This is a genomic window from Agrobacterium tumefaciens (genome assembly GCF_013318015.2).
GTDB lineage: Bacteria > Pseudomonadota > Alphaproteobacteria > Rhizobiales > Rhizobiaceae > Agrobacterium > Agrobacterium tumefaciens.
In genome coordinates this window covers 570,432-595,097 of record NZ_CP115843.1, presented here as the reverse complement: position 1 = coordinate 595,097, position 24,666 = coordinate 570,432, and the positions used below count along the sequence as shown (strand labels likewise).

18 protein-coding genes and 1 pseudogene are annotated in these 24,666 nt (G+C 52.8%); 11 read left to right on the top strand and 8 right to left on the bottom strand.

All coding sequences use genetic code 11. The features are described 5' to 3' along the window. Positions 1 to 89: 89 nt before the first annotated feature. A complete protein-coding gene (locus G6L97_RS25985) occupies positions 90 to 941 on the top strand; it encodes a hypothetical protein (RefSeq protein WP_174004306.1) in 852 nt (283 codons plus the stop codon). Positions 942 to 1,258: 317 nt separating this feature from the next. Here the strand turns inward: G6L97_RS25985 and G6L97_RS25980 are convergent, their stop codons facing one another. Further along, positions 1,259 to 1,819 carry a hypothetical protein gene (locus G6L97_RS25980; RefSeq protein ID WP_174004304.1) on the bottom strand — a complete coding sequence of 187 codons (561 nt, stop codon included), beginning with the start codon at positions 1,817 to 1,819 and terminating at the stop codon, positions 1,259 to 1,261. 359 nt (positions 1,820 to 2,178) lie between these two features. Next, on the bottom strand, positions 2,179 to 2,409 hold the full coding sequence (locus G6L97_RS25975) for a hypothetical protein (RefSeq protein WP_174004302.1): 231 nt from the start codon (positions 2,407 to 2,409) through the stop codon (positions 2,179 to 2,181). Positions 2,410 to 2,530: 121 nt separating this feature from the next. On the opposite strand from G6L97_RS25975, the gene G6L97_RS28180 reads away from it, so the two are divergent. The 3 genes from G6L97_RS28180 (at position 2,531) to G6L97_RS25960 (ending at position 5,557) form a co-directional block, all read left to right on the top strand. After that, positions 2,531 to 2,830: a hypothetical protein gene (locus tag G6L97_RS28180; RefSeq protein ID WP_323131705.1), complete on the top strand. Its 300-nt coding sequence runs from the start codon at positions 2,531 to 2,533 to the stop codon at positions 2,828 to 2,830. Positions 2,831 to 3,133: 303 nt separating this feature from the next. After that, positions 3,134 to 4,552, top strand: a complete 1,419-nt coding sequence (locus G6L97_RS25965; protein ID WP_174004300.1) for a DUF2235 domain-containing protein — start codon at positions 3,134 to 3,136, stop codon at positions 4,550 to 4,552. A 315-nt stretch (positions 4,553 to 4,867) separates the two neighbouring features. Beyond that, complete coding sequence (locus G6L97_RS25960; RefSeq protein WP_174004298.1) at positions 4,868 to 5,557, top strand: SH3 domain-containing protein; 690 nt, start codon at positions 4,868 to 4,870, stop codon at positions 5,555 to 5,557. Positions 5,558 to 5,565: 8 nt separating this feature from the next. On the opposite strand, the gene G6L97_RS25955 is transcribed toward G6L97_RS25960, so the two are convergent. Both G6L97_RS25955 and G6L97_RS25950 read right to left on the bottom strand, forming a co-directional pair. After that, positions 5,566 to 6,393 (bottom strand): hypothetical protein, encoded by an 828-nt coding sequence (locus G6L97_RS25955; protein ID WP_174004296.1) that lies wholly within the window; start codon positions 6,391 to 6,393, stop codon positions 5,566 to 5,568. Between the two features lie 131 nt (positions 6,394 to 6,524). Beyond that, positions 6,525 to 13,454: a calcium-binding protein gene (locus tag G6L97_RS25950; protein ID WP_174004294.1), complete on the bottom strand. Its 6,930-nt coding sequence runs from the start codon at positions 13,452 to 13,454 to the stop codon at positions 6,525 to 6,527. A gap of 901 nt (positions 13,455 to 14,355) precedes the next feature. Here G6L97_RS25950 and G6L97_RS25945 point away from each other — a divergent pair. The 4 genes from G6L97_RS25945 (at position 14,356) to G6L97_RS25930 (ending at position 18,506) form a co-directional block, all read left to right on the top strand. Continuing rightward, positions 14,356 to 14,778 carry a metallophosphoesterase family protein gene (locus G6L97_RS25945; protein WP_174004292.1) on the top strand — a complete coding sequence of 141 codons (423 nt, stop codon included), beginning with the start codon at positions 14,356 to 14,358 and terminating at the stop codon, positions 14,776 to 14,778. A gap of 239 nt (positions 14,779 to 15,017) precedes the next feature. Further along, positions 15,018 to 16,391, top strand: a complete 1,374-nt coding sequence (locus G6L97_RS25940; RefSeq protein WP_174004810.1) for an ISNCY family transposase — start codon at positions 15,018 to 15,020, stop codon at positions 16,389 to 16,391. A gap of 219 nt (positions 16,392 to 16,610) precedes the next feature. After that, positions 16,611 to 17,612 carry an IS30 family transposase gene (locus G6L97_RS25935; RefSeq protein WP_112401988.1) on the top strand — a complete coding sequence of 334 codons (1,002 nt, stop codon included), beginning with the start codon at positions 16,611 to 16,613 and terminating at the stop codon, positions 17,610 to 17,612. Positions 17,613 to 18,245: 633 nt separating this feature from the next. Beyond that, positions 18,246 to 18,506, top strand: coding sequence for a hypothetical protein (locus G6L97_RS25930; protein WP_060641966.1), 261 nt, complete (start codon positions 18,246 to 18,248; stop codon positions 18,504 to 18,506). A 196-nt stretch (positions 18,507 to 18,702) separates the two neighbouring features. Here G6L97_RS25930 and G6L97_RS25925 read toward each other — a convergent pair. Then, a pseudogene (locus G6L97_RS25925) lies at positions 18,703 to 18,888 on the bottom strand (LysR substrate-binding domain-containing protein); the annotation flags it as partial. Here G6L97_RS25925 and G6L97_RS25920 point away from each other — a divergent pair. Next, positions 18,868 to 19,059 (top strand): hypothetical protein, encoded by a 192-nt coding sequence (locus tag G6L97_RS25920; RefSeq protein WP_127966318.1) that lies wholly within the window; start codon positions 18,868 to 18,870, stop codon positions 19,057 to 19,059. The pseudogene G6L97_RS25925 and the gene G6L97_RS25920 sit on opposite strands and share 21 nt — an antisense overlap. Positions 19,060 to 19,236: 177 nt before the next feature. Here G6L97_RS25920 and G6L97_RS25915 read toward each other — a convergent pair whose 3' ends face one another. Together G6L97_RS25915 and G6L97_RS25910 are read right to left on the bottom strand one after the other, a co-directional pair. Next, positions 19,237 to 21,156 carry a hybrid sensor histidine kinase/response regulator gene (locus tag G6L97_RS25915; RefSeq protein WP_112401986.1) on the bottom strand — a complete coding sequence of 640 codons (1,920 nt, stop codon included), beginning with the start codon at positions 21,154 to 21,156 and terminating at the stop codon, positions 19,237 to 19,239. Between the two features lie 24 nt (positions 21,157 to 21,180). After that, positions 21,181 to 21,936: a helix-turn-helix domain-containing protein gene (locus G6L97_RS25910; RefSeq protein WP_065703969.1), complete on the bottom strand. Its 756-nt coding sequence runs from the start codon at positions 21,934 to 21,936 to the stop codon at positions 21,181 to 21,183. Between the two features lie 113 nt (positions 21,937 to 22,049). On the opposite strand from G6L97_RS25910, the gene G6L97_RS25905 reads away from it, so the two are divergent. After that, positions 22,050 to 22,790, top strand: coding sequence for a response regulator (locus tag G6L97_RS25905; protein WP_149916675.1), 741 nt, complete (start codon positions 22,050 to 22,052; stop codon positions 22,788 to 22,790). Here the strand turns inward: G6L97_RS25905 and G6L97_RS25900 are convergent. Further along, positions 22,733 to 23,176 carry a hypothetical protein gene (locus G6L97_RS25900; RefSeq protein WP_141680509.1) on the bottom strand — a complete coding sequence of 148 codons (444 nt, stop codon included), beginning with the start codon at positions 23,174 to 23,176 and terminating at the stop codon, positions 22,733 to 22,735. The two genes, G6L97_RS25905 and G6L97_RS25900, sit on opposite strands and share 58 nt — an antisense overlap. A 300-nt stretch (positions 23,177 to 23,476) precedes the next feature. Between G6L97_RS25900 and G6L97_RS25895 the strand changes: the two genes are divergently transcribed. Then, positions 23,477 to 24,661 (top strand): acetate/propionate family kinase, encoded by a 1,185-nt coding sequence (locus G6L97_RS25895; protein ID WP_174004245.1) that lies wholly within the window; start codon positions 23,477 to 23,479, stop codon positions 24,659 to 24,661. Positions 24,662 to 24,666: the final 5 nt, after the last annotated feature.

Genomic DNA, 24,666 nt, shown 5'->3' with positions numbered 1-24,666 from the left:
TAATAATATTGGTGCTCCTCTAGGAAGTATAAGGAACTACATGACTATGCCAAATGGTCGACATTTAAATTTTTTGTAAAGGAAAAAGGGTGACCGCAGAATATAGAGAGCGGGTTGTGGCGTTCGTAGATATCTTGGGGTTTAGCGCCTTGGTCCGCGAGGCGGACCGCAATCCGGAATTGCGCCAAAGAATTGCTCATGCTCTCCGCCAAGTCAGCGTGCTCCGGGGTCCCATGGAGGGTGATAGCAGCTTCCGGGCTCAAAATTTTTCGGACTGCATTATCCTGACCGCAGACAAGACAGCTAGCGGCTTATGGCGACTGTTGTTTGCCATCCACGAACTGACTTGGTATTTACTTGATATTGGTGTTCTGGTTCGCGGCGGTGTGACAATAGGGCAGGCCCACCACGACGAAGAGATCGTGTATGGCGTCGGTGTTCTGAGCGCGTACGAACTCGAAAGTAAAGTCGCCGACTTCCCACGGGTCATTTTGGACGACAGCGTCGTTCGAGCTTGCGACGAGTTCGCTGCAATCGATGAGATCGCCGAAGTATATCGAAAAGCTAGAATCGCTCGTGCTTCAGACGGCCTTCACTACCTAGATTTCTTTCTTGAAGTCTCGCTCTTCAATCGGGCCGATCCACAAAATCTTGCCGTGCGCTCGCACCATTTGTACGTCGATGGGATAAAAATCCGTGACCAGCTTCAGACGATGCTGGACAAGTCGACTTCGAACCCCAAAGTCAACAGGAAGATCAAATGGATCGCGGAGGTTTGGAACGAGCGCGTTGCGCGGCCGCGCGGCGACAATCAAGAGCCACTTATTGGCCGGATCAAGATAACTCCGGAGTCTCGCCTAAATCGAATACGCCGAGTCTGTAGAAATGTAGTTGGGGCCGTCTTATCGAGGTTGACCGCTTACTTCCCTTATCGTCGGTAGGGACTGGCTACGATACTGCAGTAGGAACCATTGCCTCCGCTGAATCCGCTGCAAAGACCGGGGACGCCTCTAAAGTTGGCCAAGCTTTATCTGTGCATTGGGGTCAGCCGGAGAATGGGCCTCTGATGTTGCGAAGGAAATCTAGGTCGGTCGATACAACATGGCCCATGTTGCGGATCGTGGGGACGGTCCTTTAGGCCTGGAAAAGCCGGAAGCTATGAAAACGGAAAGGTTGTCGCATTAGGGTGCAAGGGATTTGCGCCTGAAACCTCCTCTCTCTGATCGCCGCTTGTTTGGACACGCGTCCATTTCTCGCTTTACCGTTTCCCTTTGCGGGCTAGATGCAGCTGGGCATCCTTCTCAAGCTTCCTTTCCCAACTTTTCAGCCCGAGGGCATCGGCATCGGGCAGACCGCCCATTATCTTAAGGACTGCAGCCGTTACCTGACGGCCAAAAAGCTTCGTGCAGCGGAGCGGGTCTCCCCGGTCGTCACGGAAATCGACTCCCAGTATGAGGAGCGTGGAGACAGCCTCGTCGTCAGCGCTGTATTCTGTGACAAATTGATCCTCGTATTCTTTCGCACCGACCTGAATACTGCACCATTCCGCCGTTCCCTCGATCAGGTTCTCGAAGTTTGAGGGATACTTGAAGCGAGTGTCGTCTCTGGTTATGCCAAAGAGGTTGCTGGAAAGTCGATCAAAATATTCCTCAAGCTCAGGGACTACTTCGCCGTTCCTGGGCGGGTTCAATAATAGCTTGCTTTCAAATTCCGCTATACCACGGAGTTTTCGTATCACTAGGATATAGGCACCCCTCTGGGCAATCAGAGCATCGAGTTCCGACATTCTGCGCTTCCACTCTGCGTAGCTGCTGGCCATTTATGATTTCTCCAGGAAACGGTATGATTATACACGGGAAGCGATACACCTCGAACCGAGCACTACTCACGTCCACAGCAAACTTCCGACATCATCCGCGAATTGCAAATGCAGTCTGCTCGCTAGCCAGTGAGTGTGAACGCCCTCTTGGGAGCATACCAATCCTTGGCGATCACCGCGTGAAGACGATATTTTAGTTGCGGGCGATCAGGATTCATCGACGCCACGACTTTGTAAAACTCAGAGCAACAGACGGTGAGGAGAAGGAAGAAAAATTCCCAGACATGATGCACGAGTGGTGGAAGTGGTAATCCGTGGACCTTTGCATCAATCCCAGGCGCTGCCACCGTTGGTGGTCTTCAATCATAACGCCAATGGTCGTAGTACCGCACGGCGGTATCTTGAGCGGTCCGCAGCGCTGCGGGATTCTGCCAGACTGTCAGGCCACCAATAATAAGAGCCGCCACTAGGGCTAAGCTGATTAATCTACGCACGACGAACATCATCAGCCAGCTCGCGATGACCACGCCGACGCCCATCACCAGCATGGAATAGAAGTCTTCAGGGATACAGGTCTCAAGGGTTTCCATACGTGCTTATAGAGGGAGTGTTTTGGCCGAAGAAAGGCGGTTCGGTGCAAATCACTGAACGTAGGCTCAGGCTGAGCGCAATGATCATATTGCGGCTCGGTGAGCGTCCGGTGAACTGTTTTTGCTGATCGGGAAAATCAGGCGATGTTCTGGCATTAGAACCAGCATTAGTGCTGACGTTAATACCAGAGCAAAGAGGTTTCATGGCCCGCATGGAGATCATGTCCGGCTGGTTTACGTCAGCGATGGCACTGAAGATGGCACGAAGGGTCTGACCGAGAACGGCATCAAAGAACTTCAAAGCCTACTTGCCGACATCAGGACGTGGGACGGCGGTATCCGCGAGTTCCTCATCGACACACAGTGCGATCCTGAAATAATCGACCGCATCATGGCCGATGAGATGAAGCGCGGCCTTTAGATTCCATCTCTCGAAACCCGAAAAATGCTTTCGCCGGACGCTCACGCGGCTCGGGTGATGACAAACTAAATTTCTCTGCGGCGCATTAGCTAGAATCCTGTTGTTGATGCTCGCGCTTTCGCCGTCAGCTTGTCACGTCGGCCTTCCTGACAATGACTGTTAATAGGTGAACCACCGCATGCTAATACATGTGGCTTAGGATTACCTAAAATAGCTGGGGATAGTTTTTTTGTTTCGGCAAAATAATACTTATATAGTGACTGAAATTCTTCAAAATGATTTGAATTCATTGGGGCGATTTACATGCCGAAGAATATTCTCATATTTTCAGACGGTACGGGACAAGCTGGCGGCCTCCTTCCGGACGAGCGCCGTAGCAACGTTTATAAGTTGTTTCGCGCAACCAGATGCGGTCCCGAGTCTGCCATTAATCCCGACGACCAAGTTGCTTTCTACGACGCGGGGTTGGGATCAGCTTCAGACGGCGTTGACATTAAAATCGGACCAATTCGGAAAATTTATAATGTTCTCTCACAAGCTACTGGCCTTGGGATAACCAAGAATATTGTCGACTGTTACACGGCCATTCTACAGTCCTGGGAGCCTGGGGACAGGATATTTTTGTTTGGGTTCAGCCGTGGTGCCTACACCGCACGATGCGTTGGTGGCGTGTTAGGTCTATGCGGTGTTCCAACCACTATGGAGGATGGTATCACTCCATTTTACCGCGATCCAAAAACTGCCCGTCAGGTTGCGAACGAAGCGGTAAAGACCATCTATCAACATGGTGCCGGTAAGGGCAATAAGTTGCTGGATACCCAGCGGAAAGAACTGGCTGTTCGCTTTCGGGAGAAATATCGATCTGCTGATGAAAACGATCAGGCCAACACTGTACCGTACTTCGTCGGAGTATGGGATACCGTGGGCGCATTGGGAATTAATGCCGTCCAGCAGATGCTTATTATCCTCGCGGCCGCAATTGGAATTGCAGCAGTAGCTACAGCAGTATGGGCACTCATGCCTTGGGAGATTGGGCTAAGTATTTGGCTCATCTCCAGCGTGGTTTTCACAGGGGCCGTCATAGGAGCGTGGTACTTGGCGACCCACTTGAAATGGGCGCGAGGACTGAGCGATCCATGGTGGAAAACTGTCCACCTGACGGGCTGGCGGATGAAATTCTACGACACTTTTCTCAATCCAAGGGTCGAGCATGCAAAACATGCGCTTTCAATAGACGAGAATCGAGCAAAATTTGCTCGTGTACCGTGGACCTATCAATCTTCAAATGCTGCGAACAAAGAAGATGGTTGGTTCGAACAGGTTTGGTTCGCAGGCGTGCACTCTGATATCGGCGGTAGCTATCTCGAAACGGAATCTCGTCTGTCAGACATAGCGCTCTCGTGGATGGTGAATAGAGCGGCAAATGTTCCACATCCCATTGTTACCGATGAAAGATGGCTCCATCTTTATCCGTCCAGCGCGGGCGTCCAGCATGACGAGATCAAATCTGGATGGCTGCCGTGGAAGGCGTGCGTCCGCGCAGTTCCTACGGATGCACCAATACATCCGAGCGTCATTGACCGGATTAAACTGGATGGCGTTGTCCACTACGATGAAACAAAGGCATATCGGCCCGCAGGGTTACGCGATCATGTCGCTGTGAAGCAATATTACTCAGGTGGGGTGCCGATAGAGCAGGGTGGTACCGTAGCAAAGATATGAGATCGGTTCGGGGACGCTCTCACGTGACAAGAATGCTGTATGCCCGGTTTGCCTTTGGACGGCTCGATAACGTTGGAGACTTCATATAAGTCGCAGACCCAACCAGCAGGTTTGGCCGATTGAACATGCGATGAGTTTGTGTCACGACACTGAGGTGGACGACGAACACAGGATGAGAGGAAACTCTTACAATTCGGCTGATTACTCAACTAGGTTGAAGAAGTTTTTACCAGTAACTGCGGGAAACTCTTTCCGCCTGCATCTCAGACTTGTATGTTCTTTCCGTCTGCGCCAAAGTCCTGATGGGGGACTGGGATGCGGAAACGGTACTGGATCATTGGGGTAATTCTCATCTACGCTGCAGTCAATCAGATGGGCAGCAAGTCTAATGTGAATCAGGACGGTGTCACCACGCGTCCTACTGTGCCATCCCAGTCGGGCAACGTAGAGCCGTCCAAACCAGTTCCCAGCTCTCGCGAACCGCAGCCCAATCCGCCAAGCCTGCGAAAATTGGAGCGAGAGAAATCTGCTCAAGATTTTCCAATCCGTTTTGTTACCGGCAATCGTGTAGCCTTCCGTGCAGCCCCGTCCAAGAATGGGAACATCATTGATCGCCTGGATAGTGGGCGGAGAGTTCTTTTGATTGATCAGTTTGGTGAGTGGTCTCATATTCGAGACGAACTCACCCAACGCGAAGGCTGGATGTCTTCAAGGCTTCTCGGTGACAAACAAAAAACGGATGAAGACAAACCTTCCGATAAAGTGTCGAAGACAAAAGAACGGGAAAAATCGATCCCCACGATTCCCGATTCTGTGATCATCCAGCGCATTATTGCTGAATCACTAGCAAGTTATCCCAGTTCGTGTGCCTGTCCTTACAACACAGACCGGGGAGGGCGGCGCTGTGGCAAGCGAAGCGCCTATTCGAAACCGGGTGGTTATTCGCCAGTGTGTTTTCCTCAAGACGTAACGAGCACCATGATAGAAGCGTTTCGGCGACAATAGTTTTCAGGCTATTTCCATTTAGCCGCCCACTCTCTCAGTGCAGCTTTCGCCTTTTCAGGCCATTCTTTGACGGGCGGGCTAACAACAATTTTCTTACCGGACGGCTTCCAGGCGAGGAAAACCTGCTTTTCCTGGATCGAGGCGACGAGCAATGCCTCCTCTTCGTTGCATAAGTGCCGGGTACATGCTGAACCTACGAAATAATCACCGCTGAAAGAACCCGAGCCAACTCCCATAATGATGTCTGAATAGGTTTCCTTTTCCGGACCTAAGAGCCTATTGATTTGCGCCGCAACTTCGGCGAACTCCAAAATATCTCCAGGGTGAGTAATCGTCTTCTCACGAAGCTCTGCCCAGCCTTTAGATACGTTGGCAACGAAAGCCTGTTCTTCAGGTTTTGAGAAGCCGCTTATTGGTGTCCACACCCACGTTTCACCCGGCGAATTTGGCAATGCTGTTGTGGAGAACGATAACTTGTCGGCCGAGACTTGCATTTTCACCGGGCGGCAGCTGTCCACTGGGCCATCGACTTTTGGATTTGCGTTTGTCGGGAATGATATGACGAAAGGAGACGAGTCATAGGCGTTCCCACCAGCAGACGATGATCCAACAATCGCCGGTGTTCCTGAAATCAGCTGAATGTCTTCGATGCTGAGAATCTCGTTTTTAAGAACTTCACGACCATCGATGGTCAGGACCTGTTCAAAATCACGTTTGAGAATGGTCACGTGATGCCCGAACATTTTCATTTCGAAGGTAGCGGCTCCGGCGACGCTGATCTGGGCCGCAACTAGGAACGTGACAGTCAAAACAAACAAACGAACGAGCTTTCCCAAGCTTGCCTCCAAATAATTCCCTGTCGCTCTTTATGCAATCATCGAGTGAAGAATACAATCATCTGGAACGGCGAGTGTACCGAAGCATAAGATCGGTACAACACTGTCGAAATCTCCATTAGCGCGTAAATTCAGGCGAAACGGAAATCGTCAGCTCCGAGTTGAGCCCATGCTACGTTCTGGATCAGAATGGAATTTTCTGCATCGTAAGAAATTTTCGTGTCCGCGCCGACTTGGCTCGTCTTGGCGACAAGGTCCTGCCAGTTTGCAAACAAACCATACTCAAACTCGATGATGTCCTTGCCTTTGGTAAAGTCCTGGATCGTATCGTGACCAAAACCCAAATTGAAAATAAACGTGTCGCTACCAGCGCCGCCATTGAGCACGTCGTTCCCGTCGGACCCATTAAGGACGTCATTTCCGTCCTGCCCGCTTAGGAAGTCGTTCCCCGCACCGCCAATGAGAAAATCATTCCCCTGTCCGGCGTAAATCGTATCGTTGCCAGTACCGCCCAGCAAAATATCGTCAAGCAATCCACCGATTATGATGTCATTACCAGCACCGCCGTCGATATATCCTGCGGCATTTGGATTTCCGGTAATCGTGTCGTTCCCACTATTAGATATTAACGCCTCGAAGTTTCCAGTAGCGAGCGATATATTCACATCGCCTGTGGAAGTCACGATGCCAGTGTCATAGCCGGACCCGCCGTCGATGGCTTGGGGTAGCGATGTTCCGCCGGATTTTCCATAGCTCGCAGCGTCGAAATAAATTGTGTCGTCACCTGCGCCTCCATGAAGGATATCGCTTTCTCCTGCCCGCCCATCAATAATGTCATTACCGTTGCCTCCGATGAGGTAATCGACGGCTTGCCTCATATTCGACCCGACAAGCGAGACGGAGCGATCACCGAGTGCCGTTACCCAATTGCCAGCAACGCCGCTGCTAACGCGTTGCCCGCCATCGAAGCCAACATAGCCGTCAGTTTCAAGCATCAGGGCAGGGGAACCGCGGACGTAAGTTCGAGCATCGTTCACCGAAATCGCATCATAGGTACCCCAAGGGCCGATAGCAGGAATGGGTCCGTTCAGGAAAACATGAGTTGTAACAGTATAAACCCAGATTTCATCCCAAGTCCCGAATATCATCACCGGTATCTTGTTAGCGTCGAGATACGTCTTTTGCGTCTTATCCGCTGCGACGTAACTGAAGCTATACCTATTATCAAGGCGAACGTCTTCCTGGTGGCGTGAATCTATACTACGATTACCCGAGATGTCAGCCTGCGTCCGCAGAACACGGTTGTCGGTGCCGTTAATTGAAACCTCTGTATTAATCCCGGCGATGACGATATTAGACATGCCGTTTATCGTCGCAGAGCCACCTTTAGCGAGTAATACAGTGCTATTATTCGACCATATTTTATTCGCCTGACCACTTATTGATATAGTCGAGTTGCTAAGGCTTGGGCTTGCATAGTCGTATTGCGAACCATCTCCATTGAACAACGTAAGCGCGTGGAAAAGCTGGTTTGACAAAGCAACGGAGTTGTTGTCGCCGTCTATTTTAATTTGTATTCCATTTTCGCTACTATTTAACGTGAATTTAGATTCTCCGTTAGCGCTTAGCCAAGAAAATTCTTCAAACAGCTGAGCGATGTCCTCGCCGAATCCAAATGATTCTTTAGTGGTTGAACCGTCGGCCAAAACAGACGAGAACTCGCTGGTAAAACCGTCGGGCTTCGACTCATATCGAATAGTATTAGATGAAATAACTTCTGCTGTATTCAAGTATTTAAAAGCATCTAAGCCTCTGGATTTTCCATCCTTACCCAGCGTGGTCGTTATTGAAGATAGCGGTTGATTGAATTGCATATCGACATAGTTGATTTTGCCCGTCGTAGAGCCATCAATGGAGATTATATGCGTTTCCACATTACTCAGGCCGTCTGGTGAACTATTGTTCGTCGTAATTTTTGTTACGTTCCCGTCGGCCCTCACATTTTTCTGCCAACTTTGTAGAAGGGAACCGTCACTCAGGAATGTCTGATATATTGTCTTGGAAGCACCGCTGACGTCATGGGTGGTGGTCTCGACATGGTCAAAATATCCCAGTCCTGCAGAATCACGCTGCAAGACAGATGATCTTCCATCGGCGGACGTCGTAGTGATTGTCTTTTCCCGGACAGAACCGTCACTGTTGGTTTCTACAAGTGTCCTGACAACACTTCCATCCGCTCGGACAACTGAGACGTCGCGCTGAATGCGATCAGTAACGCCGTCTCCATTGATATCCATATAGTCGGTAATGGTTTGGCCACCCCTGCTGGTGACCGATGTTTGGCGGTCTGTTAGAATCCCCAGGTGGTTGAAATTTTCGACCGTGACGGTCTTTGTTCCATCAACCGCAATTCTGGTTTCGGCAGTCTGGCTGATCGTATTCGTCAGCAAATTATGGTGCATCACCTCCACTACGCGCCCATCGGCGCTCGTGTGCGTGATGGTCTTGAAACTCAGGTCTTCACGAATTTCCAGTTTGGAACCATCAGCGTTTTCGAGCGCGTATGTTTTTCCCTGAGCATTTGTTGTCGCGTTCGAATTAACTGTTGCGGTTGTTTTCGTAAGACCATCCGCGCTGGTAGAAACTACTGTATCAAACCAGGGGTTATCTTTGATTGTCTGAGTAATGCTGCCGTCACTGTTAAAGACAGTTACGTCAGTTGCACTCTCCTCGAATGTGCCGTCACCATCCTTGTCCCACCGCTTGGCAATAGACAGACCGTCATCGCTTTTCGACTCTTCATATCGAGCTTCAAGTGAACCGTCCGACTTGAAGTACGAAGTCACCTCGGTGCGTGTTCCATCGGCACCAACGGTCAGTGTTTCGGTTTTGCTCTGATCGAAAATTCCGTCGCCGTTATTGTCCCAATTATACGTTGTTGTCGCGGTATCGACGCTCGTCGTCACAACGGTCCGGTCCGCGAGTGCACCACTCGCTGTGAAATTGCTGACAGTCTGTGTCCGACTACCATTGGAATTCAGTACAGTCACGTCGCTTTGTGTTTGATCGGCCGAACCGTTCCCGTCTGTATCCCACTGTTTGGTTATTGAGAGGCCGTCGTCACTTGTCGTGGTGATGAGGCGGCGCTCAAGGCCTCCGCCTGCGTTGAAATCAGACATGGTCACCACGGTGTTTCCGGCTGCATCGAGAACGGATGTCTCTATCTGATCAATGTGGCCGTCGCCATTTTTATCAGTGGTGACAGTCGTTGTCCGCTCGTCCGGACTGACCTTTGTGACAACCCGTTCCTGCAAGACACCAAGACCGTCGAGAACCGAAACCGTCTCGGTGCTTTCGCCACTGGCGCTCAAAACCGATGTTTTCGTTTGGGTGAGGTCAAAGCCGCCGGTTCCATTTGTGTCCCATTGTGTTGTCTCCACTTGGGCATCTACCGACGTCGTAACCACGACCTTTTCACGGAGGCTGCCATCACCATTGAAGCTGGAGCGCGTTTCGGTCTGACTACCATCCTGGTTGGAAACAACTGATAGAGTTTCGGTCAGGTCAATAGTTCCATCACCGTCCGTGTCCCGCTCAAGTGTCATTGAGCGACCATCGGAACCCGTGGTGTTGACGGCCTTATCTCGCAAGCTACCGTCACTGTTGTAGTCTCTCACCGTTGTTACGACATCGCCGTTGGCTGCGGTGTGAGTCACGCTTCGCTGATCTGTAATTGTATCGCCATCAAGATCGTACACGACGGTCTCATTGCCATTGGCACTGGTGGTTTTGACGGTCTTTTCCTTCAAAGAGCCGTTACGATGAAACTCCGTGATGGTATGCGTCTGGCTGCCGTCAGCATTGTAGACTGTGACTTCAGTCCAAGTGTTGTCGATCCTTCCCGCTCCCGTTTTATCAACGGTGGCGGTCTGCGAGAGTTCGTTGCCATTGGTGGTCGTGACGCTCTGTTGCTTGACCGTGCCGTCGCCATTCCAGTGCGTTATCGTCTGGGTCTTGCCACCGTCATTTTTCAGAACAGTTGTGTCGGTAATTTTTTCATCAACAACACCATCACCGTTGCGATCATATTCCACGACACGAACGAGCCCATTTCCGTTGACAGTCGTGACCAATCGGGAACTTGTCGAGCCATTCGGGTGGAATTCAGTTACGGTGGTCGTTTGACCGCCATCGCCATTCAGGACGACACTTGTGGTCTGTTTTTGTTCGTAAACGCCGTCTCCATTAGCGTCCCTCTGAACAACGGTATTCAGATTATCATCTGAGCGCGTGGTGATCGTACGGTCTTTTAGTGACCCGTCAGGATTATAACCGGACACGGTTTCAATAAAGCTGCCGTCGCTCGCGGTCACTCGCTCGATCTGGCGATCAAGGTGGCCATCGCCGTTTGCATCAAATCGGGATATTGAACCCAACCGGTCAGCACTGAGCGTCGAAATAACCGTCGCGCGCACGGAGCCATCAGCATGATATTCGATCAGAGTCTGTGTTTGACTGCCGTCAGGGTTAAGGACGGTAGTCTCGTTCGTCGAGCGACTGATTGTCCCGGAACCGGCGTTGTGCCATTGGGTATTTTTCTCTAGCCCGTCTGCACCAGCCGTAACGATCATTTTGTCGAGCAAAACGCCAGAGGCGCTGTATTGGCTCGTCGTGACTGTGGAACTCCCATCGGAATTCGTGGCCGTCTGGCGTATTTGCGTCCGATCCGTCGTTCCGGCAGAATTACCAGCATAAAGAATCGTCGTTGTCAGACCATCTGCGCTCGTGATGGTCGTTGTTCTGCTTTGGAGCGAGCCGTCAGGATTGAATAGGCTAGCCACGTTCTGCGATTCCCCGGTCGCCAGAACAGAAACCGATTCCACGAAGTCCGGGTCGCCATCTCCATCGGTGTCGAAAGTATCCGATCTCGTTTTGCCGTCGGCGCTCCAGTTTGAAATCGATGTGGCCCGAAGGCTGGCATCGGCATTCGATTCCACAATTGTTTTCGTTCGCCCACCGTCTGCGTTCACCACGGTGATTTCTTCCGTGACGAGATCGAAAACGCCGTTTCCGTCAAAATCAGCTTTGACGGTCTTGCTCAAGCCGTCCGCGCTCAAAGTAGTGACAAGACCACTGCGCAACGACCCATCGCCATTGAAATTATTTTGGGTTGTTATCGAGCTTCCATCAGCTGCGACAACTATTCCAGAATTCTGCCTGCTCTCTACGACGCCATTCCCGTCCTTGTCTGTCAGTATTTCTTTCGAGCGGCCGTCAGCGCTTGTCGTCGTCACCACACGTTGGGTGACGGTTCCATTACTTGATTGGGTGAGGACTTCTTCCGTCCCGCTTCCACTACCGTTGACGGTGACAGAGCGATTTTCGATGACGTCGAAAATGCCATCCCCGTTCAAATCGGATTTTACGCTCGAAGCGGTTCCGATGGCATTTGAGAAGACGGAAATGGCCTCCTTTTCGGAGCCGTTCTGGTTGAGATATTTTATCGTGGTGGTGGTGCTGTTGTCTGAACCGATAATACGTGTCTCAACCTGATCTGTGGTGCCGTTACCATCCAGATCGCGCGTAATCGTTATGTTTTTCTTGTCGGCGCTTGTCGACGTAATCTCCCTACTCAGCAAGTGCCCACTTGGCGAGTAGTTGGAAATCGTTTGCGTGCGATCTCCAGCGCTGTTTATCGTCGTGACCTCTGTTTGGCGGGTATCGAGAACGCCATCCCCACCAATGTCATACTCTAAGGATTTCGTGAGCCCATCAGCGCTCGTGACCAGTGTCGACTTGTAAGCAACACTCCCGTCGGGATGGAAGGCGGACGTTAAAATCGATGTCGAACCGTCGGGGTTGACGACAGTCTCCCTGTCGACGATGTAGCCCTGCCCATCATAAACAAACTGGACATCGGCCATAGTACCGGTCGTACCGTCGGTCCGGGTGTATCCTCCCTGACCCACCACGACTGAACCATCTCCCAAAACCGTGCGATTATTGTCGGTCGACAGGTCAATGGACGCGATGCCGAGTTGTTCAAGGGTCTGGAGTTGCTGCGTGCCGTCGGGATTCGAAACAAGTATCTTGAACTCGGACCAGCGTGCGTCGCCCGCATCAAGCTTGCCGTTTCTATTCGTATCGAAGACGTTGGCCAGCGCCTCGGTGTTTGATTTTGCCGTTGGGTCCCAGGACGTAAAGATAAAGGCTTCCGGGGAATTCACGTCTCCGGACCCCTGTTGGTCAAGCACCAGCACGCCGTTGCCGCTTCCTGCCCAGGCGGTTTTATGCTGTAGCGCGTCCCCCTCCATATTCAGATACGTATTCGACGAACCAACCGCGGTTATATTAATGCCGCTGCCTGTCAGATCGAGAACGACAGGGTCAAACCAGGATTCCACCACATGCACTTGCCCCGCAGCGGGCGGCTCGGCATCGATGATGATCGGCTCTAAAACAGTTGTGTTTTCGTCAGAATATCCCTCTTGAGATGAGGAAGCAGGCTTCGGTTCCGAGTCACCACTTTCATCGTCCCACATTGATTTAATCGACTGGAAAAAGTCTCCAACAGAGTATCGTCCAGCGGCGTCCGTAACGGCACTTCGCAAATCTGAGGCAAAGTTTGCCGTAAACTCATAAAGATCATCAGACGCGTTCGGGTAGTGCTGATTGACGGTATCGTAGAGAGCTTCAGCTGCCGCAGAACCGACATATCCGGCCACGACAACGGCGGCGACCCCTGTGAGCGTCGGGGCTGCTATAATGCCCACAACGGCGCTGGCAAATAGCCCGCCGGCAATATTCGCCGCACCGCTTAGATCGCGATCGGTGGCTCCCGTCGCAACGGAAACAACTACATCTTCAATAGCTCTGAAAGAAAGCGCCAGCTTTCCAGCCGCCGTGCCTTTAATGCCTCCCTTCAGGGCATTGTCTAACAACCCACTGGATATCCCTACATAGGCAGAGTAGCCGCTGGCTACCGCGTCTGGGGCACTGTGAAATGGCTTGGTGAGATTATCAAATGTTCGTCGTGTAAAATCATCAAAAAAAGTTGCCATATCACCACCCCCTACTTAGAAAAATCCATATCTGTGACGAAGAATTACAAACGCACCAAATCCTGTGATGAGGAACAGTGCTACGTTGAAGAGAAGAAAAGAAAAATATTTGAACGGTTTCTCTGCAGCTCTATATGAGCCGATCCCGGTTTTTATTTCCCCGGAAAAAGTGGATTTCACTAAGTAAGGCACGTAATAAAAGAAACAAAAATACAAACAGGCAGATAATAAAGCGTCCAAAAAAAATCGTTCGCTTAGGAGATATTCCTTGATAGTCAAGAACACTTTGTCCTCCTAGTGATATATTATCGCCGACACTACTATCATCAGTAACCAGCAGAACCTCTGACCCGCCCGTCCCAGTATTATTTCAACCAACTGAGAACGGGGCACCAAAAATCTTAAACCCGGTTTTCGTACAGGTTTCAATAGAAAGTTGTATTTTTTACTCATGTTTGTGATGTCGGCATCGTCCGCAAATCGGTTACGGCTACATTTCATAGGGGCTTTGCTATTTACGGATATATGCCCTTGTTTTCGCTTCACCCTGCTCGTGAAGATTGACCGGCTACCACGGGAGGTTCCAAGGTCCAAAGTTGACGGCGTTGATCTGAGTATCCTCCAGCTTCTGACGATAGATGCGACGCAGAAGGAAGTCGGTGTCAGATTGGAATTATCGCCTCGAACAATCGAGCACCGGATCGACCGAAGCAGGGTTGGGGCGAAAAGCCTACAACACATGTCGTTCTCTGGATCGCGAGTAGGCTGAAGTATATCTGCTGAGATAAAGATCAGGCGGTTCGTTAGTTCTTTTCAACGGTGATAACGTTGCCTTGATCATGTCACTTGTACGACATAACGATCTTATTGCGGAGATTGGGGACGTACCCTGAGCGCGTTCATGAACGGCTTATATACCGACAATCTGATCACATATTGGCTGACGCAGATGGGTGGCATGGCGACGATTGACAGCTATCTGCCGAACCGGCCAGGCAAACTGGATGATATCCAAGATGCCCTTGTTGAGCAGTTCAGTCATCACCAGGAACTGCTGAACGGGGCAGCCGATAAAATCATCAACGACAACCTTTGCTTCGTCCAGGCTGGTATTCGGCCTGGGGTTCCACTTGACCAACAAGACCCCCGTGACCTGAGATGGATCAGAGAAGGTTTTCTGGACCACGATTTGCCGTTTGAACGACTGGTCGTACACGGTCACACGCCAACTGAAAACAGCTTTCCAGATGTCTTAGGTAGGCGTTGTCGATGGCTGGGGTTCGTCACCGTCGAGGTTCGTCTGTATCCGACCAACCCAAAATGACATTGCTTCTACGCAACTGTTTGAGTTGGGCCACGCCAGGCTCCGTTTTGGGCCAAAAGCCCGCTGTTTGGGCCATACCTGGTTCCGTTTTTACAAAAGAACATCGCCTTTTCGATAAATCAAGTTCCATAATATATGTTATGCGATTATCGTATGTAGCCGCAAAGTTAAAGTGTCCTGTTTCTGCAAAGTTGGAATGTCACACTCCCCGGGTCTGATTGGCATCTGGGAGATTGCAGATGGGATTGATAGCGATGAGCGAGCGCGATCTGCAGCGGATCGAGGTTTTGTCGAAGGTTGTTTCCGGGCGGATGACGACGGTGTCTGCGGCGCATGTTCTTGATCTGAGTGAGCGCCAGGTGCGTCGGCTGCTGGACCGAATACGGAGTGGCGGCGCTGCGTCGATCCGGCACAAGGCGATCGGCCGGCCGTCCAACAACCGGATCAGTGACGGGGTTCGTGATTATGCGGTGGCGCTGGTTCGGGAACGTTATGCGGATTTTGGGCCGACATTGGCGACGGAGAAGCTGGCTGAGCGCGATGGCTTGTCTGTGTCGCGCGAGACGGTGCGCAACTGGATGGTCGATGCTGGCATTTGGCTGTCGCGCAAGCAGCGCCGGACGTTTCATCGGCCACGGTTGCGACGCGAGGCCTATGGCGAACTGGTGCAGATTGATGGGTCGGAGCATCGTTGGTTTGAGGATCGCGGACCACCCTGCTCACTGCTGGTGTTCGTTGATGACGCGACCGGCAAGCTGATGCAATTGCGCTTTGTGCGGTCCGAAAGTGCCTTCACTTACTTCGAGGCATTGGAGCTCTATCTCCAGTGCCACGGCGCGCCGATTGCCTTTTATTCCGACAAACATTCGGTGTTTCGGGTGGCAAAGAAGGATGCCAGAGGTGGTCAGGGCATGACGCAGTTCGGGCGAGCGCTTTGCGAGCTAAATATAGAAATTCTCTGTGCAAATTCGAGCCAGGCCAAAGGTCGCGTTGAGCGGATGAACCGGACGCTTCAGGACCGTCTGGTCAAGGAATTGCGGTTGGCTGGCATCGACAGCATGGAGGCTGGCAATGCTTTTTTGCCCGGCTTTATGGAGGACTACAACGCCCGTTTTGCGGTTTGCCCTGCCCGATCCGAGGATTTGCATCGACCGATGAACCTGGCGTCGGATCGATTGAAAGAGATCCTCTGCAAGCGAGAACAGCGTTATGTCGGATCGCAGCTGACATTTTCCTATGAGCGACAGCGGATCATGCTGGAAGAAAGCGACGTCACGCGTGGCCTTGTTGGCAAATATGTCGAGACCTACGCCTATGCCGATGGCCGAATGGATGTGCGCTGGAAAGGGCATTACCTGCCCTACACGGTGTTTGCCAAGGATCAGCGGGTGACGCATGCGGCGATCACCGAGAACAAGCGGCTCGGCGATGTTTTGGCCTATATCAAAGAACGCCAGGACGCGCAGGCAAAACCTGAGGTGAAGAGCAACAGCGACAAGAATGGTTATGTCAAACGCGTTCGTGGACCCGGTCGCCGCAAAGACTTCACCAACGATCCGGCTGTAATTTCGCGGCGAAAGAAGGCGCTGTCGCGGCAGCAGGCTGCTGAGTGAGGCGTCTCAACGCTAAAGCCGAAGAGGTGTGTTTACCACCAGCCCCGATCTGATCTTGCAATCGGGATCAGCCGCTCAGATCGGGGCTGATCGGACATTTCTACTTTGCAAACCGGCGGACATTTCAACTCTCCCGCCACATCGTATGTAGCCGGGTACATTCTATTTCCAAGTGCGACATGCCAATATTTTCAATGGCTTCACTTTGGAGATTTTGGCATGTCTGACTGTTATCAGCAAATGACCCTCGCCGATCGTCGTCTTCTTCATCGCTTCGTAGAGCAGAAACTTGCTGTCAATGAAATGGCCCGTCGGCTAGGACGCCACCGATCGACGATCTATCGGGAGATCCGTCGAAACACGTTCCGCGATCAGGAACTTCCTGAATACAGCGGCTACTTTCCGACCATTGCTGATGAGATTACGCGCGAACGTCGGCGGCGTCTGAGAAAGCTTCGACGCCATCCAGATCTTCGTGCTGAAGTTATCAGTCAACTGGAGGCTCGGTGGTCTCCAGAGCAGATCGCCGGACGTCTGCTGTCGGAAAGAAGAAGCCCCGTTCGCGTGTCTGCAGAAACGATCTACCGGTTCATCTACAGCAAGGAAGATTACGAACTCGGTCTCTATAGATACCTGCCGGAAGCGCGTCGCAAACGTCGCCCACGGGGCTCAAGGAAGCCTCGCGACGGCGTATTCCCCGCGAGCCATCGCATATCGCAAAGGCCTGATTTTATTGGAGACAGATCGCAGTTCGGGCACTGGGAGGGTGACCTCATCATATTCGAGCGTCCGTTTGGACATGCCAATGTAACATCACTTGTAGAGCGCAAAAGCCGCTACACGGTGCTGATCAAAAACCCGAGCCGGCATTCGCGCCCGATCATGGACAAGATCGTGCGTGCGTTCTCGTCCCTGCCCGCATTCGCGCGCCAGAGTTTTACCTTCGATCGCGGCACGGAGTTTGCTGCATTCCGGGCTTTGGAGGATGGAATTGGCGCACGAAGCTGGTTCTGCGATCCAAGCGCGCCCTGGCAAAAAGGGACCGTCGAGAATACCAACAAGCGAATTCGACGCTTCCTGCCAGGCAGCACAGACCTGGCAGTCGTGTCACAGCGCGACCTTCTCCACCTCACGCGTCATATCAACAACCAACCCAGAAAGTGCCTAGGCTACAAGACGCCAACCGAAGCGTTCATGGCACATTTGCAAGGAGAGGCCTGATCCCCTACCCTCAAAACAGGCATGATGCACTTCGGGAAGATTCTCCCCCACTGGCACTTCATCTAACCCACGTCCGGAAACTGTAAGCCAGTGAAATTGGCCTTCAGGCACGTCCTCCCCCGATAATGCCCCCCACCGTACGATGCTGGGTTACGTTTCAGCTGAATTTGCTACCGGTAAAATCATCCGTTTCTTAGTCCTGAGAAAACACCCGGTATCCGATCCACAGTATTGCAGGATGGTTGAACTTAAAACGCGCATCCAGCCAGCATATCGATGCCCCCTCAATATCAACTTGGATGCAGGAGAGTTTATCGGCTATAGATATATGCTGGGAACTTATGCAATTCGGCGGCTTACCCGGTCTCTTTCTGGTTCCATCTCATGCTGATCGGACTATGCTAGCCGTGAAATCACGCAGTGAGGAGACTTGGAATTGTTGTTGCAATTCATGATGGCTGGTAGCTTCGCCTTGGTCCTGCTCGTGCTGTTGGTCTTCATCTGGCCTCGGAGAGAGGGATTGCGGCGAGTGTTCGGCAGCGGCGTTACGGATAGCTCTGGCGGTCACGACTACCTTCCACATACCGGCGGCTGCAACGACACCGGCTTGGATGGCGGGAGCGGCAATCATTGATGGCGAGACTCTATTATGTCGGGACCTGCCCACAGTGTGACAATCAGGGCCGCCTTTATCTCCAGAAGGACGTGACCCGGCAGATGATCTATGCGCATTGCGAGGAATGTGAGTGGGGATTCCTCAAGCCTGAGGATATCATGCATTCAAATAGTGCGTTCCTAACGCTGTTGGAGGAGTATGACACGGTGAACCCGACCGAAGACGAAATCTCGCGATCCACCTGGGCGCCTCACGTCATAAAGCACGCCGATGTTTGAAGCGGCCGAGACCTTTACCTGCATCATCCAGCCTCACCTAGGGACGATCTGCATCTGAGAGTCGCCCGCGCATTGATCGGGAGACTTCCCGCCAAGCTACGTCCGCAACTTGAAAATGGAAACAATTTGCGGCGGTATTCGCGTTGAAGAGCTATGAACCAACGACGCGGTTAAGGAGTAAGATAGACTCTGGTTATCAGTTATCGCTAGTCGAACGCTCTCGGATCAGTTCGATGAAGGCACGCAGTTTGGCTGGCATGTGTCGCCGTTGCGAGAAATAAAGGCTAAGTCCCGGATATTCGGGAGACCAGTCTTCCAAAACAGGAATGAGATCGCCTGAGGCAATATGGGGCGCAAGTGCATGTTCACCCAGATAGGCGAGCTCCTCACAGGGCTGGCCGTGATGGCCCTCTTGAACTTCATTCCCGTAATTGGCTGGCTGGCCAACGCGACCTTCGCATTGCTCGCAATGGGCGCAATCGTCTCAGGTACCTTGGAGGTCGACGTACGCCGCCGAGCTCAGGCACTGCCCCTGACCGACGACCGCGATTGAAAAAAAGGGCACGCTTCCGGACAATGGCTGATACTGAGCGATTTGGCTGGGTTGCTTTCGTAGTAATGGGAGTGCGGCGATAGTTATCGGACGTCATCCTGTCATTGCCGCTGTCGGTCTTCCCAGCAACGGCTATTATATGAAGTAAGAACGACGCCACTTACCGCCTACAGCAGTCTAATCCAGGATTTCGCGCAGGCTCACCGCCAGTTCGCGGGCGGTATAGGGTTTTCTTAGCCACCTTCCCTTGGCCGCCAACTGCCGCCCGGCAACAGCCGGTTCGGCATAACCCGACGTAAACAGAACCTTGATGTCCGGTCGCAAACCCCGGGCACGGTCTGCAAGCTCATCGCCCGCCATGCCACCTGGCATCACGACGTCGGAAAAAAGGAGGTCAATATCGGGATGGCGTTCAAGCTGCTCGAGAGCCTCGACGCCGTTGGAGGCTTCCACAACGCCATAGCCAAGAGCAACAAGTCGCGCGACCGCGATACGACGGACGCGGGCATCGTCCTCAACGACGAGAATTCGTTCCCTGCTGCCGCAAGCAATTGTGACTGGTGGATCATTGGTGGCGTCCTCCGACGGTATGGCAATGTTCGGGGCCGCAGGAAGAAAAATCCGCACCGTCGTCCCCCGCCCCAATTCGCTGTAAAGCTGGACATTGCCACCCGACTGTCTGGCAAAGCCATAGACCATGCTTAACCCCAGACCCGTCCCGGCTCCGACGTCTTTAGTGGTGAAAAAAGGTTCGAATGCCTTGTCTTTGACCTCCGGCGTCATACCCGTTCCCGTATCGGTGACCGAAATCTGCACATAATTACCCGGCTTTATATTCGGGAACATTCGCGCATGGTCTATATCAAATTTGACCGGCGCTATCTCTATTGTCAGGGTTCCACCCTTTGGCATGGCATCGCAGGCATTAATAGCGAGGTTTAAAAGCGCGTTTTGTAGTTGAGAACTGTCGACCAGGGCCTCGTTCTGCGAACCGGTTGTGACCGTCTTGAATTCGATTGTCTCACCGAGCGTGCGTCGCATCAATTCAGAAAAGCCGCTAATGAGTTGACCTATGTCTGCCCTACGGGGGTTGAGCGGCTGGCGGCGGCCAAAGGCCAGAAGCTGTCGTGTCAGCCTCGCGCCGTCCTCAGCGGCATCCTGGGCTTCTCGAAGCAGACGTCGAACGCCTTCGTCGCGGAGCATGCTTTCTGCCATTTCAAGGTTGCCGCTGATGACAGTGAGAAGGTTATTGAAGTCGTGCGCCAGACCGCCGGTCAGTTGACCAATCGCTTCCATTTTTTGCGACTGGCGCAACTCCTCCTCTACTTTTTGCCGGCTTGTCAGGTCGCGGACAAATCCGGTAAAAATACGATTGCCGTCGGCAATCGACTCACCTATCGACAGCTCCATCGGAAAACGTGATCCATCCTTGCGCTGTCCGGTTACCACCCTACCGTATCCGATGATCCGCCTTTCCCCGGTAGACAAATAACGCTCTATATAACCGTTGTGCGCGGCCCGGTCTGGATCCGGCATTAGCACCCGTACATTATGCCCTACGACTTCGTTCGCTTCGTAGCCAAACAGCCGTTGAGCCGCCGCGCTAAAGGATGAGATGATGCCCCGGTCGTCGATGACAACCATCGCATCGGGAACGGTTTCCAGAATGGAAAGAAGGTGCGCCTCGCGCCGGGCCAGTTCGTCCTGCATTCTTTTCAAGTCCGTCACATCATTGTTTGTCTGAACCACCACAGGTGCCTGGTCGCCGCCGAAATCGACAAATGACCATCGCGTTGCGATCAGAAGTTTGTGACCATTCTTATGGTAATGAACGACTTCGCCGCTCCATGATCCCTGTCGGGAAACACGCCGTCTGAGCTCCGAAAGCGGCATCGGGAACTGGGTGGAGAGAAGCTGGTGGACAATTTTTCCAAGCGCCTCGTTTTTACTCCAGCCATAAAGATGTTCACTACCCGCGGTCCAGCCCTTGATCCTGCCGTCCATTCCGTGAATGACGATGCTTGCACCATCCAGGAGAGTAATGAGGGCCTCAAGCTGCAGCTTGCCCTGCTCTTCGATAGGCAAAATTTCAGGCATCGTTGTCCCGTCGAGCGACGCTTGCTAGTGGCGGTGCCGTCCACCTTGAACGACCAGTTGCTGCCGCACGTCGGAGTAATCATCGCTGTCACCCGCCAATTGTGCAAGCAGAAGCGGCTTCTCGACTATTATTGCCTGACGCGCCCCGGCATTTTCGATCCGAAGGACGCCCCTTTTGATGAGCTTTGTAAGGGTCCGCGAAACGGTTTCGATCGTGAGCCCGAGGTAATCGGCAATGTCCTGACGACACATGGGGAGTTCGATCGTTTTTTCCCACTCCCCCTGCTGTGCTTTACGCTGGAGAAACTTCAGAAGAAACGTGCACATTCTCTCCTCGGCGCTTTTGCTTGACAGCAGCACCATCTGGTCTTGGGCGACAGCCATTTCGTCCGAAACAAGCGCAAACATTTCGGGTCGCAGTCTGTCATTGTCGCCGACGGCTTTCTCGAAATGCCTGCGCGTAACCCGGCGCAGCGTTACAGGGGACACCGCTTCTGCGCTGTAAAGGTAGCGCTTGCCGAACGATACGCCGAGAACATTGCCTGCATAGAGAAAACCGGTGATGATACGGCGGCCATCTGCTATAATTTTGAACATCCGCAATACGCCATCACTTACTTCGAAAATATGTGCAGCTTCGTCCCCTTCAAGGAACAGCGAGCGTCCGACCTTCAGATGCTCGGCAGGCTGATTGCGAAAAATGTCCCGCAAACAATAAATATCGTGCGCGGGTGCCGAAATTTGATGAGTTGAAGCGCGATATTCGCCGGTGCTGTACATCTTGTTCTCCATCTGCTTCCTGATGGAGTTAAGCCCGGCAAGATAACTGAATGATGCCTGAACTGTGACGAACGGCTTCAGTTCGTGACAAATTGTAACGCGAGGTCAAGAGAATGGCAGCGAACCAGGGTCACTTGCTCATTGTCGATGACGACGTAAGGGTGCGACAGATGCTCACGCGTTTTTTTGAAGGAGAGGGATATCACGTCAGCGCCGCGGCGGACGGTGTCCAGATGAGATCACATCTCAGACGCAATGAAATCGACGCGATCCTCCTTGATCTCACCCTCCCGGGTGCTCAGGATGGTCTTGATCTCGCCCGAGAAGTCCGGATGGATTCGGATGTGCCTATCATCATGCTGACCGGCCGTGACGACGTAGTGGATCGCATCGTGGGCATTGAGATCGGCGCTGACGACTATATTGCCAAACCGTTTCATCTTCGCGAGGTACAGGCGAGGCTGAAGTCGATCCTGCGCCGCCGTCTGCCGGTCAATCGGCCGCGCCCACATGAAATGCTTTGCTTCGACGGCTTGTCACTCGACCTGTCTCGCCGCCAGCTTCTTTCGTGCGGAGGGTCCAAGATTGAGCTGACGACCGGTGAATTTGATATGCTTGTGACGTTTACCAGGCATCCAGGTCGGGTTTTGACACGTGATTTTCTAATGGAGGAAACGCGATCGCGCCGTCTGGATGCATTCGACCGGTCCATCGACGCGCAGGTCGCACGTCTGCGCCGAAAAATCGAAACCGACAGCAAGCATCCAAACATCATCAAGTCTGTTCGCGGCGTCGGTTATGTCTTTGTCGCATCGATTGAAGAGCCGTCACCTTCAACGGTACGAAGATCATAGACCAGCCCGGTGGCGGGTGCGTGTCGATCGTGCGGGTTTACGACGATCGACCAGCCTTTCGGGCCGGCAGGCCAGAAATGAATACGCTGACATTTCAGCTCTCTGGCTTGTTGTTTGATCTTTTCGAACAGCAGCCGCGCAACGCCCTTTTCGTCAAACAGGCTGAAGGAGGCAAAGACCGGAACCTCCATTTGCGGCGATTGTGGGTAGCTGGTGACGAATACATAGCAGACACCGCGGATCACTCCCGCGCTATCGGTTACGGTGAGCCAATCGCGCCGTTTATGATCAGTATCCGTGGCAGCCTGCCACTCCTTAAAGGAAACCGACGAGAAAAGATGCTGGATGACGGCATAGGCGCGAACAACATTGGAAACGGTGAGCAAACCGACCTCGTAATCTCCTGACATTTATAATCTCCCGAATGATCTTTCCGATCTTCCGGTTCCGGGGGATTTTCACATTGACAGCGATCAACAGCGGTCGACCAACGCATGAATTTGCTGGCGACAACCACTCGGGAAACGACCGGGGATTGCGCTATGTCAAGGCAGAAGGGCGAAAGATCGCCGATAGGTTAGAGAAGCTGAAGGATGAAAGAGGCTCCAGGAGGGAGCATCACGCCACTACGGAAACGCAATGGCCGCCAGCACTGGCGATATGCCCGCCGCAAACGGAGAGTTCGCATGCATGAGACACTCCTCCTGACCTTTAATGCTGGTTCCTCAACGGTGAAGATCGGTATTTTCAGGCTCGACCGGCAAACACCGAAACGCATCGGCAAGGCAGTGGTTGATTTTTCCGATCGGCCGTTGACGCTGCATCTGGCGGAGGGACCGACCCGGCTTGATCTACCCTTGAAAAGCGATGTTGAGGAAGACCTTGCCGCACTGATGGATGAGGTGTTTTGCGCGCTGGCAGCCCATTTCGATCTCGACAGCGTCACGGCTGCCGGTCACCGCATCGTGCATGGTGGCGACATATTCGACGGTCCGGTCCGGATCAACGATCAAACCATGGAACGGATGCGATCACTCGTGGACATGGCGCCGCTGCATCAGCCGCAGGCGTTGCGACTGGTTCGGGCAGTGACGCACCTGCGACCGAAACTCTTGCAGACGGCCTCCTTCGACACGACTTTTCATTCAACGCAGACCGACCTTGTACGACGCTTCGCCATTCCCCGCGCCTTTCACGACCAGGGCATAAAGCGCTACGGCTTTCACGGGCTTTCCTTCCGTTACGTGGCGCGAGCTCTGACCGAAAGGGCGCCCGAGATCGCCGACGGAAAGGTAATAATCGCCCATCTCGGGAGCGGCGCAAGTCTTTGCGCCATCGAGCGCGGCAAAAGCTGTGATACGAGTATGGGCTTTTCCACCCTCGACGGCATTCCCATGGCGAAGCGTCCCGGTGCAATCGATCCGGGGGTGCTGCTTCATTTAATTGGGCCGCTGGGGAAAACGCGAGCAGAACTCGAAGATATACTTTACCACAGGTCCGGTCTTCTCGGCGTTTCGGGCCTTAGCGGCGACACCCGTGAGCTTCTCAAGGACAATAGTAGGCAAGCTCGCGAAGCGATCGAGCTTTTCATACTCAGGGTCGCCGGCGAGATCGGTCGTCTGACTTCAACACTTGGCGGGCTGAACGGGCTGGTCTTCACCGCCGGCATTGGCGAGAACCAGCCGGATATCCGCGCCGGGATCGCAAGCCGGCTGCTCTGGCTGGGCGCCGAGCTTGACGAGCACGCCAATCAGCGCAACGCGCTGACGATCAGCTCCAAGGCAAGCCGGATTGCCATCCATGTCATCCCCACAGACGAAGAGCAGATGATTGCCGAGGAGTGCCTCTCCATTTTCTCACCGGGCGGATGACGTCC

Coding starts and splice junctions, on each gene's coding strand:
- G6L97_RS25945 (WP_174004292.1), top strand. CDS start 14,356: ATGAACGGCTTATATACCGACAATCTGATCACATATTGGCTGACGCAG.
- G6L97_RS25905 (WP_149916675.1), top strand. CDS start 22,050: ATGGCAGCGAACCAGGGTCACTTGCTCATTGTCGATGACGACGTAAGG.
- G6L97_RS25895 (WP_174004245.1), top strand. CDS start 23,477: ATGCATGAGACACTCCTCCTGACCTTTAATGCTGGTTCCTCAACGGTG.
- G6L97_RS25930 (WP_060641966.1), top strand. CDS start 18,246: ATGGCGAGACTCTATTATGTCGGGACCTGCCCACAGTGTGACAATCAG.
- G6L97_RS25920 (WP_127966318.1), top strand. CDS start 18,868: ATGTTCACCCAGATAGGCGAGCTCCTCACAGGGCTGGCCGTGATGGCC.
- G6L97_RS25935 (WP_112401988.1), top strand. CDS start 16,611: ATGTCTGACTGTTATCAGCAAATGACCCTCGCCGATCGTCGTCTTCTT.
- G6L97_RS25940 (WP_174004810.1), top strand. CDS start 15,018: ATGGGATTGATAGCGATGAGCGAGCGCGATCTGCAGCGGATCGAGGTT.
- G6L97_RS25965 (WP_174004300.1), top strand. CDS start 3,134: ATGCCGAAGAATATTCTCATATTTTCAGACGGTACGGGACAAGCTGGC.
- G6L97_RS25910 (WP_065703969.1), bottom strand. CDS start 21,936: ATGTACAGCACCGGCGAATATCGCGCTTCAACTCATCAAATTTCGGCA.
- G6L97_RS25975 (WP_174004302.1), bottom strand. CDS start 2,409: ATGGAAACCCTTGAGACCTGTATCCCTGAAGACTTCTATTCCATGCTG.
- G6L97_RS25980 (WP_174004304.1), bottom strand. CDS start 1,819: ATGGCCAGCAGCTACGCAGAGTGGAAGCGCAGAATGTCGGAACTCGAT.
- G6L97_RS25915 (WP_112401986.1), bottom strand. CDS start 21,156: ATGCCTGAAATTTTGCCTATCGAAGAGCAGGGCAAGCTGCAGCTTGAG.
- G6L97_RS25950 (WP_174004294.1), bottom strand. CDS start 13,454: ATGGCAACTTTTTTTGATGATTTTACACGACGAACATTTGATAATCTC.
- G6L97_RS25960 (WP_174004298.1), top strand. CDS start 4,868: ATGCGGAAACGGTACTGGATCATTGGGGTAATTCTCATCTACGCTGCA.